Annotated in this window: 16 protein-coding genes and 3 tRNA genes; all 19 read right to left on the reverse strand. The window is 34.4% G+C overall.

Annotation, left to right across the window (positions count from 1 at the left end):
* Nucleotides 1-45: 45 nt before the first annotated feature.
* Nucleotides 46-1,890: a cystathionine beta-synthase gene (locus tag ACN0QX_RS00190; RefSeq protein ID WP_417194992.1), complete on the reverse strand. Its 1,845-nt coding sequence runs from the start codon at nucleotides 1,888-1,890 to the stop codon at nucleotides 46-48.
* 125 nt (nucleotides 1,891-2,015) lie between these two features.
* On the reverse strand, nucleotides 2,016-2,876 hold the full coding sequence (locus ACN0QX_RS00195; protein WP_417194993.1) for a hypothetical protein: 861 nt from the start codon (nucleotides 2,874-2,876) through the stop codon (nucleotides 2,016-2,018).
* 152 nt (nucleotides 2,877-3,028) lie between these two features.
* Nucleotides 3,029-3,619, reverse strand: a complete 591-nt coding sequence (locus ACN0QX_RS00200) for an RDD family protein (protein WP_417194994.1) — start codon at nucleotides 3,617-3,619, stop codon at nucleotides 3,029-3,031.
* An 86-nt stretch (nucleotides 3,620-3,705) separates the two neighbouring features.
* Nucleotides 3,706-3,927: a hypothetical protein gene (locus ACN0QX_RS00205; RefSeq protein WP_417194995.1), complete on the reverse strand. Its 222-nt coding sequence runs from the start codon at nucleotides 3,925-3,927 to the stop codon at nucleotides 3,706-3,708.
* Nucleotides 3,928-4,109: 182 nt separating this feature from the next.
* Complete coding sequence (locus tag ACN0QX_RS00210) at nucleotides 4,110-4,643, reverse strand: hypothetical protein (protein WP_417194996.1); 534 nt, start codon at nucleotides 4,641-4,643, stop codon at nucleotides 4,110-4,112.
* Between the two features lie 189 nt (nucleotides 4,644-4,832).
* A complete protein-coding gene (locus tag ACN0QX_RS00215; RefSeq protein ID WP_417194997.1) occupies nucleotides 4,833-5,954 on the reverse strand; it encodes a DUF2914 domain-containing protein in 1,122 nt (373 codons plus the stop codon).
* Nucleotides 5,955-6,078: 124 nt separating this feature from the next.
* Nucleotides 6,079-6,885, reverse strand: a complete 807-nt coding sequence (locus ACN0QX_RS00220; RefSeq protein WP_417194998.1) for an SDR family oxidoreductase — start codon at nucleotides 6,883-6,885, stop codon at nucleotides 6,079-6,081.
* 126 nt (nucleotides 6,886-7,011) lie between these two features.
* Entirely contained in the window at nucleotides 7,012-7,572 is a 561-nt protein-coding gene (locus ACN0QX_RS00225; RefSeq protein ID WP_417194999.1) for a hypothetical protein, read from the reverse strand.
* Nucleotides 7,573-7,721: 149 nt separating this feature from the next.
* A tRNA-Arg gene (locus tag ACN0QX_RS00230) sits at nucleotides 7,722-7,795 on the reverse strand.
* A gap of 18 nt (nucleotides 7,796-7,813) precedes the next feature.
* Nucleotides 7,814-7,888 (reverse strand) — tRNA-Pro (locus ACN0QX_RS00235).
* Between the two features lie 79 nt (nucleotides 7,889-7,967).
* Nucleotides 7,968-8,051: transfer RNA gene (locus tag ACN0QX_RS00240), tRNA-Ser, on the reverse strand.
* Nucleotides 8,052-8,191: 140 nt separating this feature from the next.
* Nucleotides 8,192-8,857, reverse strand: coding sequence for an HAD family hydrolase (locus tag ACN0QX_RS00245; RefSeq protein ID WP_417195000.1), 666 nt, complete (start codon nucleotides 8,855-8,857; stop codon nucleotides 8,192-8,194).
* A gap of 25 nt (nucleotides 8,858-8,882) precedes the next feature.
* Nucleotides 8,883-10,076 carry a THUMP-like domain-containing protein gene (locus tag ACN0QX_RS00250; protein WP_417195001.1) on the reverse strand — a complete coding sequence of 398 codons (1,194 nt, stop codon included), beginning with the start codon at nucleotides 10,074-10,076 and terminating at the stop codon, nucleotides 8,883-8,885.
* 6 nt (nucleotides 10,077-10,082) lie between these two features.
* Nucleotides 10,083-11,171, reverse strand: coding sequence for an AI-2E family transporter (locus ACN0QX_RS00255; protein ID WP_417195002.1), 1,089 nt, complete (start codon nucleotides 11,169-11,171; stop codon nucleotides 10,083-10,085).
* A 38-nt stretch (nucleotides 11,172-11,209) separates the two neighbouring features.
* Complete coding sequence (locus ACN0QX_RS00260) at nucleotides 11,210-11,716, reverse strand: TrmH family RNA methyltransferase (RefSeq protein WP_417195003.1); 507 nt, start codon at nucleotides 11,714-11,716, stop codon at nucleotides 11,210-11,212.
* Between the two features lie 13 nt (nucleotides 11,717-11,729).
* Nucleotides 11,730-12,371 (reverse strand): DUF4159 domain-containing protein, encoded by a 642-nt coding sequence (locus tag ACN0QX_RS00265; RefSeq protein ID WP_417195004.1) that lies wholly within the window; start codon nucleotides 12,369-12,371, stop codon nucleotides 11,730-11,732.
* 2 nt (nucleotides 12,372-12,373) lie between these two features.
* Complete coding sequence (locus ACN0QX_RS00270) at nucleotides 12,374-13,078, reverse strand: 16S rRNA (uracil(1498)-N(3))-methyltransferase (RefSeq protein ID WP_248399353.1); 705 nt, start codon at nucleotides 13,076-13,078, stop codon at nucleotides 12,374-12,376.
* 2 nt (nucleotides 13,079-13,080) lie between these two features.
* Nucleotides 13,081-13,701, reverse strand: coding sequence for a peptidylprolyl isomerase (locus ACN0QX_RS00275; protein WP_248399354.1), 621 nt, complete (start codon nucleotides 13,699-13,701; stop codon nucleotides 13,081-13,083).
* A 95-nt stretch (nucleotides 13,702-13,796) separates the two neighbouring features.
* A complete protein-coding gene (tsaD, locus tag ACN0QX_RS00280) occupies nucleotides 13,797-14,819 on the reverse strand; it encodes a tRNA (adenosine(37)-N6)-threonylcarbamoyltransferase complex transferase subunit TsaD (RefSeq protein WP_376859887.1) in 1,023 nt (340 codons plus the stop codon).
* Nucleotides 14,820-14,907: the final 88 nt, after the last annotated feature.

The raw sequence follows: 14,907 nt of genomic DNA on the forward strand, positions 1-14,907 counted from the left end.
TTCCTCCTTTGTCGGAATGACATTATATATTTTAATGGCAATATATTACATGCTCTTAACAAACTCTAAAAACACCTCTTTATGACGCTCCAAATCCATGTTGCCAGATAAGGACGCACGAACAATATAATCTTTGTCGCCTTCCTTGGTAGTGCCCTGGGTGGATGTTGCTGGAATAGTCCAGTAGCAACCCTTTAACTGACCATAGCTCACACAAAACTTGCTTTCTTCAGGGATTTCAGTAATCATCAAGTTGATTAACTTCAAGTTTAAAGCGCGTTTATGGGCTTCTTTTTCTTCAGCTGTATTTCCTTTTGTTGGCAGATCTAATGAAAATACGGATGGTGTAAAACCTTGCTCTGCCAAGTCATCAGATACAAAATTGATTTTCGCTTCTGGTAAAACATCATGGATAAAGTTTACAAAGTGGCGTGTGTTGACATAGGCGTCTGCAATACGCTGATTCATGGATGGTAATTGTTGGGCTAGCAACTTATATTGCAATGCGGTTGCTTCATTGTCACAAAGCATCAAATGCTTCGCTATTTTATCCATTAAGGCGTCCGTTTTGCTATTTCCTACTGCGTATCCCGCAGTACATTTTCCGCCACTAGGAAATTTGGAGCCACTGGCATAAGAAATGGTTCTTACCGTGGATAGAATTTCCCCGTCACCTAAAAAGTGCACATTCGGGCAAAAGGTTTGATCTAAAATAAAAACAGGATCGATTGCTGTTTCACCCGTTGCTGTTTTTCGCACTTTACTTAAAGCAGCCTTTAAATCTTGAAGGTTTGGAACTTCCACTCGTGGGTTTGTTGGAATTTCGGCTATAATGTATGGAACCGCATCTTGTTTGGCAATGCGCTCCAAAACGGTATCAATACTTTGTACCATATCGTTATCACCATCCACTGGTAAATCAACAACGTCAACTTGATCCAAGCAATCTGCCACACGTCTGGCTTGGTCATTGGTTCCGCCATAACAATTTGGTGGTACAATAAATTTAATGGCTTTTCCTTTATGATTTTCTTGGGCGTCGTGAATGAGTCCCATCATAATAGCGTATTGCATAGATAAACCACTAGAAGCCACCAAGGGTTTGCACGTGGTACCTGTAATGTCTTTGATGATTTTTAAAACCTGTTTTTTATGGGGTTCAATTTTATTGGAAGGTGCCTGAAAAGCTGTTTTGTTGACGAGCGCTTTTAAAGCTATAAGCGAATTTTCAGGAGTCATGGCAATGGTTTCACGACGACGTACATGCTGAATATCCGAAATGTATGATGCGTTTTGTTCGCCATTTACGAGTAATATACTGCCTAAATGGTCATGGAGATTCAAGTAAAAATCAATATTCGCATTTAAATCTGTTTGCGCAATGGTGTCTTGATATGCTATGAAAATGGTGCTTCCCTTAAAATCGAGAATCGCCTTTGAATTATCAACATGGATTAATTCGAAATTATAACCATACACCTCTTTAATGGTTTCCGCATCAAAACAGTCTGGTAAATCTCCCGTATAAAGGATTTGTGTTTTTTTATTTTCCATTAGATTGGTTCTTAAAATGGCCAAAACCGGAATGGTTAGCGATGCAAAACTGATGATATGTTTAGCATCAAGCTGGTTTATGTTTGCAATACCCCATTCTAACACGCAGGATAGGGGATGACCCAAGCGGATATAATCATAAGCCGTTGGTAATTTACTTAATGCGGATGTCGTAGCATTATTGGTTTTATATAAGTGTTCAAACGCGTTTAGAAATTCCGTTTTTGCTAACGACTCATCATAAATATCTAGTCGATGGGTGGTTAGATTCAGCCAGTCTGTTGGCATGTTTTCAATAACAGCTTTAATATAATTTAGCATTTTTGGGTCTTGCATGTTTTTACTTTTAAATAGAGCTGCAAGGTACGGAAAATGGAGGTTTTTAAAGAAAGTTATAGTTATAATATATTAGTATTATTAGTACTTTTAAATGGTATTCATCTTTGCAGAATATTTGGTACTTATTCATAGGTATACTCATATTCTATTTGCAATTGATTATCACTGTAGAATTTTTTTGAAATTGGATAATTATCACTGTCTAAAACCCAATCAATTACTACCACATTTGTACCAGATTGATATCCAATTCCAAACTTTCGTAGTGTAGATGCTTCATTATATGTAGCAGCATTTATAGAATTGTTATAAATAATTCGGTTGTTTTTATAATCTCCAAACATGAAATTTTCATTGACTGGAAAATTGTCGGGTGGAAGATTAACATTGTCATAAGAATAATTTGTAACTCCAGATTCTGTTTTTCTTATGACGTTATTATCAGCATCATATATTACTTCTGAAGTTCCATCATCATTTAATTCCTTATGAATTAGTCCCAGGGTATTTATATAAAAAGTTTTATTTAAAAATCCGCTATTATTTTCCTGTCGGCTTGATATTGTATTGTCAGAATTATAAGTAAAATCCGTCGTTATAATATTTGAAGCATTACTAGAGTTTGTGGTTTGTATTATCCGGTTCATATTGTCATAGGAAATAGTTACATTAAAGATTAATGTGCCGTTTGCCGAATAACCTTTCCGGTCTGTCAACATTCCATATTCATATATCCAATCAAAATAAGACGTTAATTCATGATTATTATTGTAAAAAGAATCCGTTTTAGGTCTGTTATTTTCATAATCTCTAATTGAGTAGCGTTCTACTTCATTCGAATTATAAATTTTAAGCTTTAGTTTTGAAATACTTCTTGGGCTTTCTGTTTGAGCTACGTCATCGTCTGAACAGGAATAACTAATTAAAGCTATTAATACAATAAGCAATAAATTCAATTTTGCAGATGGCTTTCTTTTTGGCATAATTTTTTAAGTGATTTTAAGTGTTTTGATTTCGTGATGCTGTTTCAAATTTAGGAAGTAATAGAATTTATAAAATGCAAGAGCTGCCTCACATAAACAGGTTTTCGTAAGTAATCATTTACCTATATTTTATTAAATTGTTTTTAATACTATTATCCTTTAATGACTTTAGTTTTCGATAAATAGTCATGTAAACCATTTTTTACAAATAAATACGAAATTCCATCGAAAGGTATGAATCGACATATAGTTCTATTAATTATATCAGAAGGATTTGGCTTTTCTCCATTCAACTTTACCACTTTAGTTTTAGTTATAAATTTCCCTAATGTTTTTTGAAATTTAATTTCCATAATTGTGTAGTAACTCATGGCTGTTCCAAAAACTGTTATGATAGTCAATAATACAGCTAAAAAGGAGTCTTTAAATGGTGTTATAAATAATCCTAGAATTATAAAGACGATAAGTATAAGAAGATATGTAGCAATAATATCAATTAAATAATTTAGGAACCTAACCCCTGAACCAACAACATTAGAATTAACAATCTGCTTGTTATCTTTTTCTATTTTCGCTTCTCTAATTATTTCATCAAATTCACTAATCTTTAATTTTCGTTTCTCAATTTCAATTTCAGCAGCTTCTAAAGCGATGGGTTTGTATCGGTTTTTTTCAAGTGTAACAATCTTAATTAACTCCTCATCAGTACGTTCATACATGGCTTGTTCAAATTCATTTTCCATATAGATAACTGTATTATTTTGATAAGCATGAAAATACCATAAATAATTTCAAGTAGTTTACGGATACCCATAAATTGTAAGTGCTTTTAGATGAATGTCTGAAAACTTTCGTTGAACCACCCGTTTTGGTTGTAAATTGGGGTTTGTAATAATTTTAAAATAATAATGGCTAGTGCCTTGTTATTGATAGCTTTCCCGTTTTTAGTGGTGTTATTATGCCATTTCCTACAATGGGTTATGGATTTTTTAATTTCTGTTGGTGTAAATCTGGACGTGAAAATATAGATGTTTTCAACGGGTTGCTGCACGAATAGTTTAGAGGAATGAGTAAAAAATTAGTATTAATTGCAATATGTAATAAGCTATTAATACTGGCTTTTGCTAGTGCAAAATAAGGATTAATATATGATGGTACTTATAGAGGTGCTTTAGTGAAAGGTTATTGAGTTTTTACTTGTTTTTTACCACAGTACTTTGTTGCCAGTAGTTTTTATTCCGTTTTATAAATATTCGTAAATTTTATTGCTCCGCCTGGTGGGCCCCAAATAATAATAAAAATAGCTCCATCTCGTTTCGTTACTCCATTCATTATTAGATTTCCTGTATTATTAATTCCAATTTCAAATTTTCGGATTTCATAATCGCCTAAAATATACGGAATTCCGTGTAAGCGAAAGTTTTTGTTTTTCAAGAATAAAAATCCGTTATCCTGAATTTTATACTTTATAATTTTCGAATTGATTTGGTCTTTGTTATCTAAAAACGAAAACCTAATTTTCTTGTCATTTAGAAGTTCTATTTCAAATTTGGAAATTGAGTCTTTTAATTTATCAGATGTTAATTTTCCAGAAAAGGAAAGATGACTATATTTCGGTTTATTTTCAGCAAAATTACTATAGATTCCATTTATTTGGCTAATATTATTTTCCGTTAATTTAACTAAATCATTGGACTCATATTTTGGCAGAGATGCACAATTTGCGAGTAGAAAACAAATTCCAATAAAAGTCAGTTTCTTTATCATTTCGTTTGAATTACGAATTTTTGTTCAAATTACTGGCAACAAAGTGTATATAGTTAATAGCATCTATATTTCCATTATAAGAATACAACCTTTTACACCTGCCATGTTTTTTCAGAAGTGAAAATACCATAAATAGTTACAAGTAGTTTACGGATACCCATGAATTTTAAGTGCTTTTAGATAAATGTCTTAAAATTTCCGCTCAACCATCCGTTTCGGTTGTAAATCAGGATTCATAATAATTTCAAAATCAATAACACCTAGTACCAGTTCTTCTTCAGTAATAACATCTACTTGCCAGGTGCCAGGCTTGACATTGTTTTTATAGGTGTAGCCACGAAAGCCGGCATTTCGGCCACCTGTGATATCAAATCCAATTTTATCAGTTTCTTCCCATTCCTCGCTGTCTGGATTATACCATTTCCAGCGATGAAAGATGGCTTTTTTTATGGCAGTAGGCGCGAATATAGACGTGAAAACAAATACCTTTTCATCGGGTTGCTGAATGAATTGTAATCGGTGATCGCGCCAAAAAATATACCAGTCATCACGTTCGTAAGTAACCAGATAGTTGCCATTTTCTTTTTGAACACTATGAGCAACAATACCTTCATCTAAAGCCAAGGGTACTGGTGGAATTAAATTAAAATAATAAAATAAATTGATGCTTAGATATAAGGTTAAAACAAGCCCGATAACTTTGGTTATACTAATTTCAGCTTTGGTACTCGGACTTTTTACATATACCAAAATAATTAAACCTAAAGTAATAGAGAGGCTTAATAATCCGGAAATTATAAAAATGGTTGTGCTCATTTGCTTGAATACAACGGGAATCATGAACGCAAAAAAGGTAAAGCTTATAAAAAAGTAAATTCCGAATTGTAAGTATTTATTGGAGATTCGCCGTTTTAATACTTCGTTGGCTAGAAGTAGTAAAACAAGGATAACAAAAAATGAAATGGTTTTCGACATGGACACACTTCGGGAAAAATATATGACATACGCGCTGGAAAGTCCACCAAACGAAAATTGTACGGCTAATGGAAAATACTCTTGAAAACGTTCTAAAAAGGTGCCTATCCATTTGCCATCTTCAGCTAAATTAAACAAGTATAACACCGTAGTTAAAAATGTCATATGTAAGGATAGGACCGTTAAATCGTAAACCCGATCTATACGGCCAAGTGTTAAGGTATCGAAAATAAAACCACCAATAAAGAACAGTAACGGCGCATATTTTTCATGTCTCCGAATAAAATTCCTAAAGGCACTATTTCTGAATTTAACGTAAGTTCTTTTAAAACGCATAGCGAGAGATTGTGGGTTAAATTAAAAAACAGTTGGCACTTTACGGTAGTCAGGATGCGTTTTTTATTGGAATGGGTTAAACTTATATACCACAAACTTGCCTTGATCTGAATTTATAACCCGATTATTTTTGGCGCCCTACAAAATGCTCCATGGTTTTATAAATACCCAATACCTTGCCCGTAAACCAGTCGAATACATTTACAGACATAACGGCTTGACCAAATCTAGTTACTCGGTAAATATAGCCTGGAATGGTTACCATTCTTTTATTTGTTTCTATGGCTTTGATAATGGTTAGGGATGCCGCTTCTGGTTCTAATATGGGAATTTTAGATTTCACACCGTCAAACATTCCTGTATTTATATAATAAGGCATGATGGTGGTAACATGTATGTTTTTTTTGAGTTGTTTCATTTCCAAACGCAAACTATCAGACCAACCAATAAGGGCCCATTTGCTTGATGCGTAAACTGACATTTTAGGATTGGAGATTAAACCACCAGAAGAGGCAATATTACATATATGTCCAGAATTCTGTTGAAGCATATCGTCTAGAAATATGTTAGAAATATGCATAGGCGCTAGGCTGTTAATTTTCATGGTGTTTTCTATATCGGCTTCTGTATGTTCATGGAAAAACTTACCGACAATAATTCCCGCATTATTGATAAGCACATCTACGATGCCAATTTCTTGCTTGACGTTTTTAGCGGTTTCTTGAACCTGTTGCATGTTAGAAATATCTAATGTATAGCTAAAAAGCGCCGGATTGTTTTGCAACTCGCTGGTTGTTAAATCTATATTTTCCTGACTAATGTCCCAAATAACCACACGAGCTTGGCGTTCTAACATGAGGCGTGTCATGATTTTTCCAATTCCAGATGCCCCACCAGTGATTAATACTGTTTTTCCTTTTAAATTTTTCATGTGTTTTTAAGCCTTGTTTGGTTTGTTGATTAAGAACAACCTATTCCCAAATATAGAAAACTATTGGTTTAAAAATAGCGCGAATGGGATATTTGAAATTAAGTTTATCTAAATGATTAGATGCTGTTATTTTACATAGTTTTTAGTCCAATTGGCGCCTTCATCAAAAAGGTTATAACCATTTTCGGAATCGGAGGACAAATAGCTGCCGGTCCATTGGCCATTTAAGGTAAACAGGTTGAAATTAGATTCAGCACGCACAAAAAATCCCATCCAAGTACCATCATTGTTATAATACAAATACACATCGGTATTCGCATAAATGAGAAACCCAATAATTTCAGCCGATTGATTGAACATATAATAACCCTCCCAATTCCCGTAATTTGGGTTGAGTTGGAAATTATATTTAGGATTAATTTTTGAGTTGAATGCCGGGTTTAAATCGGAATTATATTTCGGGTTAATGCTAGACGTGTATTTGGGATTTATATTGGCTGTATACTTCGGATTGATATTGGAATTATACTTCGGGTTTATTTGTGAGTTAAATACCGGATTTATGTTGGAATTAAACTTGGGATTTAAACTGGAATTAAATTTCGGATTTTGATTGGAAGGTATCATTTGAGCAAAAAGTGGAAGTATAGCGAGGTATAAAAAGAAAGTTACTAAATGCGTTTTCATGATTTGTGAGCTTAAAAGCAAATCAAAGATACTTAAATTATTGCGCTTAACATTTGGGATAAATAAGCTTAAATGGGAGGGGCGTTATTGCAAACTAATTGAAATGCCTAAAAACAAAAAAGACCTACTGAAAACAGTAAGTCTTTAAGTGAGCCCGACAGGATTCGAACCTGTGACCGCCTCCTTAGAAGGGAGGTGCTCTATCCAGCTGAGCTACGAGCCCGTAACTCTAAAAAAATTGTCGGGGTGGCAGGATTCGAACCTGCGACCTCCGCGTCCCAAACGCGGCGCGATAACCGGGCTACGCTACACCCCGATACTTTTTTTCAAAAATGCAGTTTAACTCGAAAATTTCGAGTGTCTGCAACATGAAAAAACGGTTATCTAAAAAAATGCGGAGAGACAGGGATTCGAACCCTGGCGACACTTACGCGTCGACAGATTAGCAATCTGCTCCATTACCACTCTGGCACCTCTCCATTAAATATAAAAGAACATTCTTTTAATGCGGATGCAAATGTAACCATCCATTATAAAGAACGCAACTATTTTTGAAACTTTTTACGCGAAAAAATGCAATTTTTATTTACCGATTAAAATTTCAACAATTAACAACCTATTAGTGAACTGATAAGAAGTTTTTTGCACGTTGGTAGGAAATGCTTTTAAAATCGTCTATCACGAGATTTGCTGTCTCATAATTCTGGTTTTTGGAGTGTAAGCTTTTATATCCAACACAAAAAATACCCGCAGCATTAGCTGCTTTAATACCATTTGTTGAATCTTCAATCACCAAACACTGTTCTTTTTTAAACCCGGAGCTTTCCGCAGCTTTTAAAAAGATTTCGGGGTGTGGCTTGGATGCTTTTAAATCGGCACCACTTAATTTGGCTTTAAAGTAGGGGTCCAATTCAAATCGGTTGAAAACACTTTCAATAGTTTGCATAGATGCGGATGAAGCCAGCACCAACGTTACATTGTTTTGATGGTAGTCCTGAATTAATTCTAATACGCCGTCAATAAGCTGTAAACTGCTGTCCGACACAAATAAATCTTTGAAAATATGGCGTTTAATTTGCACTAATTCCTCGGGTGCATTTGCTAACTTAAAATGATTACAAAGCTGTCGGCAAACATTAATGGTTGATTGCCCCGTGAACGATTGATATTGCTGCTCTGTTACATCTAACTTCAGTGAGTTAAACATCCCATAATAGGCTTTGTGGTGCAGCGGTTCCGTATCTACAATTACACCATCCATATCAAATAATACTGCTTTTAACATGTTTCTCTTATTTATGTTTAAGCGATTAAGCTTTTAAATATTCTACTTTTTTACAAATTATTCCCATACGTTCCTCATGCATGTTTGTCGCAAAAAATAGGTAAATATCACCACCATCGGCTATTTTTAATTTCTTTCGGATGGTTGCCACAGCATCTGGAAAGTTACGCGTTGTAATATTGGCTTGTGTTATCCCTAGTTTTTTAACCGCTTTTTTATTGTAAGGCACGATTTCTAAAATTTGAAAAGAACGTCCAGGAAAATCAACCAAATCATTACTAGTGTACAAATGGGTGTGCTGATGTAACTTATCAAGTTGTAATTGATGGGAAATACTATTAAAAGCACCCGATTTTAAAATAGCAGCATTGGGCTCATACAAATACTGTTTTGGTAAACTGTAGGTTGTCTGTGCTAATGTTTCTTGATTTAGTTGAAAATTGAAGGTTTGATTCTGGTGTTTATTGATATTGATGGTTTTAATAGCAGTGGCACCTTCATAACCATTTTCCAGAATCCAAAGTAATTCTTTAACTTCATTATTCAAGGCAACCACATGAATTTCTTTAACCGCCTGTAACTCTTGAATACCAGATGAAATATCTAATAAAGGCGCCGTTTTAATTAATAGGTTATTGGTGTGCTTGAATACATCATCCAAATGATCTGGAACACTGGGCAAACAATCTTTTAAGAAAAAAACTTTACCCTTACTATCATGACGTCTGGAAGGATCTATATAAATCCAATCGAAGCGCGTTTTTTGACTTTTTAAATACGCAATACCATCTTCTGAAATTGTTTGAATATTGGTGACTTGTAACTGTTTAAAATTATAAGTAACGATTTCAGATAAGTTGTTATTTATTTCGCAATGAATAACCTGTTGCATTGTTTTTGCGAAATAAAAACAATCTACACCAAAACCACCAGTTATATCCAATAGGTTTTCTCCTGAAACTAGAGAGGCTTTGTATTGCGCCGTAGTTTCCGAAGAGGTTTGCTCAATATTCAATTTATTTGGATAATAAATGAATGGTGTTTTAAACCAGGTTGGGAGTTTGGTTTTACTGCGTTTTTTGGCTTCAATTTGCGCTACTAATTCCTTAATTGTAGCAGACGAATGAGGTGCTTTTCCAAACAGTAGTTTGGTACTATCGGATTCTAAATGGGCGTCTATAAATTCCTGATTTTCGGTATTTAAAATGGCGACATTCAAAACGGCTTAAAGATTCTTTGTTAAACTCTGAACAATTTTATTATCGGCTAAAAACTCCTTTAAAATAACCTTTAAAGCGGTGTAAGCAGGAATAGCGATAATCATACCTACAATTCCAAAAAGGAGTCCAGCAATAACAATAACCAGGAATATTTCAAGTGGATGCGATTTTACACTTCTTGAGAAAATAACCGGTTGACTAATAAAATTATCAATTAATTGGCCAATGGCAATAACAATTAAAACATAGAGTGTTTCTGGTAAAATAACATCGCTAAAACTACTACCTAAATTACTAGTCATAGTCAGTAATACCATAATACAACCACCAATTACGGGTCCTAAATACGGGATTAAATTAATTAAGGCACATAAGAAGGCTATTACAACAGCATTTTCAACACCCACAATTAACAAACCAATGGTGTAAATAACAAAAATGACTGAAATTTGAAATACAAGTCCCACGAAATAACGCGAGAGTAAGTCTTTAATTTTTTCGATTGAATTTTTTACGCGACTTACTTTACTATCTGGAACGAGTGCAAGTAGGCTGTTTTCAAAAAGTTTACTATCCTTTAAAAAGAAAAATGATATAAATAATACGGAGAATAATCCAATACTAAAACTTCCCAAACCGCTTACCACGGAGTTTAAAAATTCCGGGATAACGGTAAAATTTAAGTTTGAAAACAATTCGGAATTTTCAAGTGAGTCTCCCGTATTTATTTTATCCAAATTAAAATGGGAAGCCGTTTCATTATAGATATTATTAATATTTACCTGTAATTTTTCAATATCTAAAAGTGATAAATTATGACCTTGTTCAACAATTAAAGGAATGAAAAGACCTACTAAACCCAGTATCAATCCTAAAAGCATTATCATAGTTGTTATAACTGCTAATAGGTTATTGAATTTTAAACGACGTCTTAAAAAAGCTACAATAGGTCTTCCTGTTAAGGATATAACGGCAGAAATGGCAATGTAAACGATGACAGATTGTATTTTATAAAGAAAAAACAAAAGAATAGCTACACCTAATAGATAGCCAATTGCTCTTAAAATACCGTTTGAAACTTGTTTAGAATTCATGCGTCAAATATACTGATTGAAACTGAAATGGTTACCAATTAATTTTCCTTAAGTTGTTTGGTTATTTCGTATAGGCAAATGCTTGTAGCTTGAACCACATTCATACTGCTATTTTGCCCAAACATATTTATGTGAACAACCGAATCTGCTAATGCTAAAACAGCTTCCGAAATCCCAAAATTTTCTGCACCAACTATTAAAGCAATAGGTTCTGTGGTCTCAAATGTTATTTGATTAATGGCTTGGCTGTCTTCGGTAATTTCTAAAGCGACTATACGATATCCACCTGATTTTAAGCGTAAAATGGATTCTAACGTATCCGTATTCATTTCAAACGGCACATATTTTTCTGTAGCGCGTGAGGTTTTAGCTGATTTTCTTCCAAACTCGATATCTTTTCCGCAGAAAATTAATTTTTCAACTCCAAAGGCGTCGGCCGTTCTAAATAAACTCCCAATGTTTGGCGCATTGGTAATTCCATCGCAAATTACGGTAATGGGGAAGGTGTGTGGTGAAAATTTAGAGGTGTAATGTGTGAGTTGCATAATTCTATTTACTTTAATGCTCAAACGCATATTTAATAATATTGGCACCCATTTTTAATGCTTTTTCTCGAACTTCTGGTGGATCATTATGCACAACTTCATCTTCCCAGCCATTACCTAAATCACTTTCATAGGTAAACAGAACTACTAATCGGTTTTCATGGAAAATGCCAAAAGCTTGTGGTCGGTTTCCATCATGTTCATGGATTTTTGGTAAACCTTCAGGTAAACTATAGGCTGTATTAAAAATAGCGTGATTTGCTGGTATTTCTATCATTTCTGCATTGGGAAACACCGTTTTTAAAGCTTCTGTAACATAGGGTTTCATGCCGTAGTTATCATCTATATGTAGAAATCCTCCCGAAAGCAGGTAGTTTCTTAAGTTTTCAGCATCTTCATCACTAAAATAAACGTTACCATGACCCGTCATGTGGATAAAGGCATATTGAAAAATATCCATGCTACCAGCCTCTACAGTTTCTGGTTTCTCATTGATTTTGGTGCTGATATTCGTATTACAAAACGCAATAAGATTTGGAAGTGCTGTTGGATTACTATACCAATCACCCCCACCTTTGTATTTTAAAACGGCAATTTCTTGGGCAGATATACTACACGTAATAATTAATAAAAGAATCGTGATGCGTTGCTTCATAGTTACTCATTTACAAATGCCACACTGTGACATGCAACAATTGCTGCGGTTTCGGTACGTAATCTGGTTTCACCCAAAGTTACAGGAATAAACTTGTTTTTAATGGCTGTTTCAATTTCTTTAACACTAAAATCGCCTTCTGGTCCAATTAAAATGGTAATTGCCATTTCGGGTTTAATTACTTGCTTTAAAGATTTCCTATCCAGTTCCTCACAATGCGCAATAAAAGTTTGTCCTTCAAAAGATTGCTTTATAAAATCTGAAAACGGAATGGCCTCATTTAACGTCGGTAAATAGCAATTTAAGGATTGCTTCATAGCTGATTGAACTATTTTTTCAAAGCGATCTAATTTAATCACCTGACGCTCACTATGGTCGCAAATAATAGGCGTAATGGTAGTGATGCCTATTTCAGTTGCCTTTTCTAAAAACCATTCAAACCGATCGTTCATTTTGGTAGGCGCAACCGCTAAATGTAATTGGTAACTTAAGGGTTTCTGTACTGTTTTAGCTATAATTTTAGCTTCACATTTTTTTATGGCATCTGTTGTAATTTCAGCTGAAAACAACCAACCTTTTCCATTGGTAATTTGAAGGATGTCTCCCACATTTTTCCGAAGTACTTTTATAATATGACGACTTTCGTCTTTGTCAAACGTAAAGTTCTCGGTAGTTTCGGAAATATGTGGATTGTAAAACAGCTGCATGATTATTTTTTTTCGACTATTTTTAGCACTTTAATTTCCTTGATTTCTTTTGGCTGGTAGGAATTCAACACCAAATAATACCAGGATTTATCTTTGAGTTCAAATGAAAACAAATCGCGTTTGCTAATAGGAACATTAATAATGACGCGTTCTAATTCCGGATGCATTTTACCAGGAGCAAACCAGCCTGTATCACCATTTCTATTCGCATTTCTATCCATAGAATATTGTTGCGCCAATTTACTAAATGGCACACCATCTTTGTATTTTTTGGAAATGGTTTTAATTAGGCTTTCTGCCGCTTCGGCATCTATTTTGTTGCCATCAATAAAAATATAATTCGCGCGATAATGCGTGGTTGTAAAACGATCTACAACTTTATAACGGGTTCGTTCCATTTGACCATCAACTGTGGCTTGGCCCGAGCTAAATAGGTTTCGCGCTAATTCGGTTTTATGGTTCTCCTCATTAAAAACAATAAATGTGTTGCTTTTGCTTGGGTTAGAATCTAAAAACAATTGGGCTTCGTCGGCATTGGTAATTGTTTCAAAAGTAGGTGTTACGGCTTCCTGTGCATGTAGGACTGCACAGAAACCAATTAAAAAAATTAGTAGTGTTTTCATAATTTGGGATTGTTTAGTAAACAAAAAAACAAAAAATAAGGCTTCAATGAACGAATTGCCAAAACATTATTAACAGATGTTTTAACAATTGGCTATTAAATTTTCAATCTAGAAGAGGCTGTTACGTCTTGCTCACTAAAATAACCTTCCAAATACTTTAAATATCCAACAATAGCAATCATGGCAGCATTATCTGTGGTGTATTCAAATTTTGGCACATAGGTGGTCCATCCAAATTTTTGTTCGCCATCTTTTAAAGCTTGACGAATTCCTGAATTAGCGGAAACACCGCCACCAATAGCAATATGTTTAATACCTGTTTGCTTGGTGGCTAATTTAAGCTTATCTATTAAAATACCGATAATAGTATATTGGATAGAGGCGCAGATATCATTCAGATTTTCTTTAACAAAATTGGGGTTTGCTTTGGTTTCTCGCTGAACGAAATATAGAATTCCCGTTTTTAATCCCGAAAAACTAAAGTTTAAACCGTCCACGTTTGGTTTGGTAAATTTAAACGCCTTCGGGTTTCCTAATTTAGCCCGTTTATCAATTTCTGGACCTGCGGGATACCCAAGGCCGAGAATTTTTCCGCTCTTATCAAAGGCTTCACCAACAGCATCATCAATTGTTTCACCTATTACTTTTAAATCAAAATAGCTGGAAACTTTAACTATTTGAGTGTGGCCACCTGATATAGTCATTGCCAAAAAAGGGAAGGGTGGCTTTGAATAATCGGCTTCTTCAATAAAATGCGCCAAAATATGTGCTTGCATATGGTTAACGTCAATTAATGGAATATCCAGACCAAAAGCCAAAGACTTGGCAAAGGAGGTGCCTACTAATAAAGAGCCCATTAATCCAGGCCCTCTAGTAAAGGCCACGGCATGTAACTCATTTTTAGTAATGCCTGCTTTTTTAAGTGCTTGAGCAACCACGGGAACAATGTTTTTTTGATGTGCTCTAGAAGCCAATTCAGGAACCACACCACCATATTCTTCATGTATTTTTTGACTTGCTACAACATTACTCAAAACACGACCGTTTAACAGTACGGAAGCCGCAGTATCATCGCAGGATGACTCAATTCCTAATATGTAAATATTTTCTGTAGCCATTTCTAATAATTGGGCATAATAATTGTTAATTTTGATGTCAAAGTTATAACTTTATAAACGTATCAAAAAATTTTTCAAAATACTCGGA

This window comes from Bizionia sp., from assembly GCF_048259285.1.
Classification (GTDB): domain Bacteria; phylum Bacteroidota; class Bacteroidia; order Flavobacteriales; family Flavobacteriaceae; genus Algorimicrobium; species Algorimicrobium hallyeonense.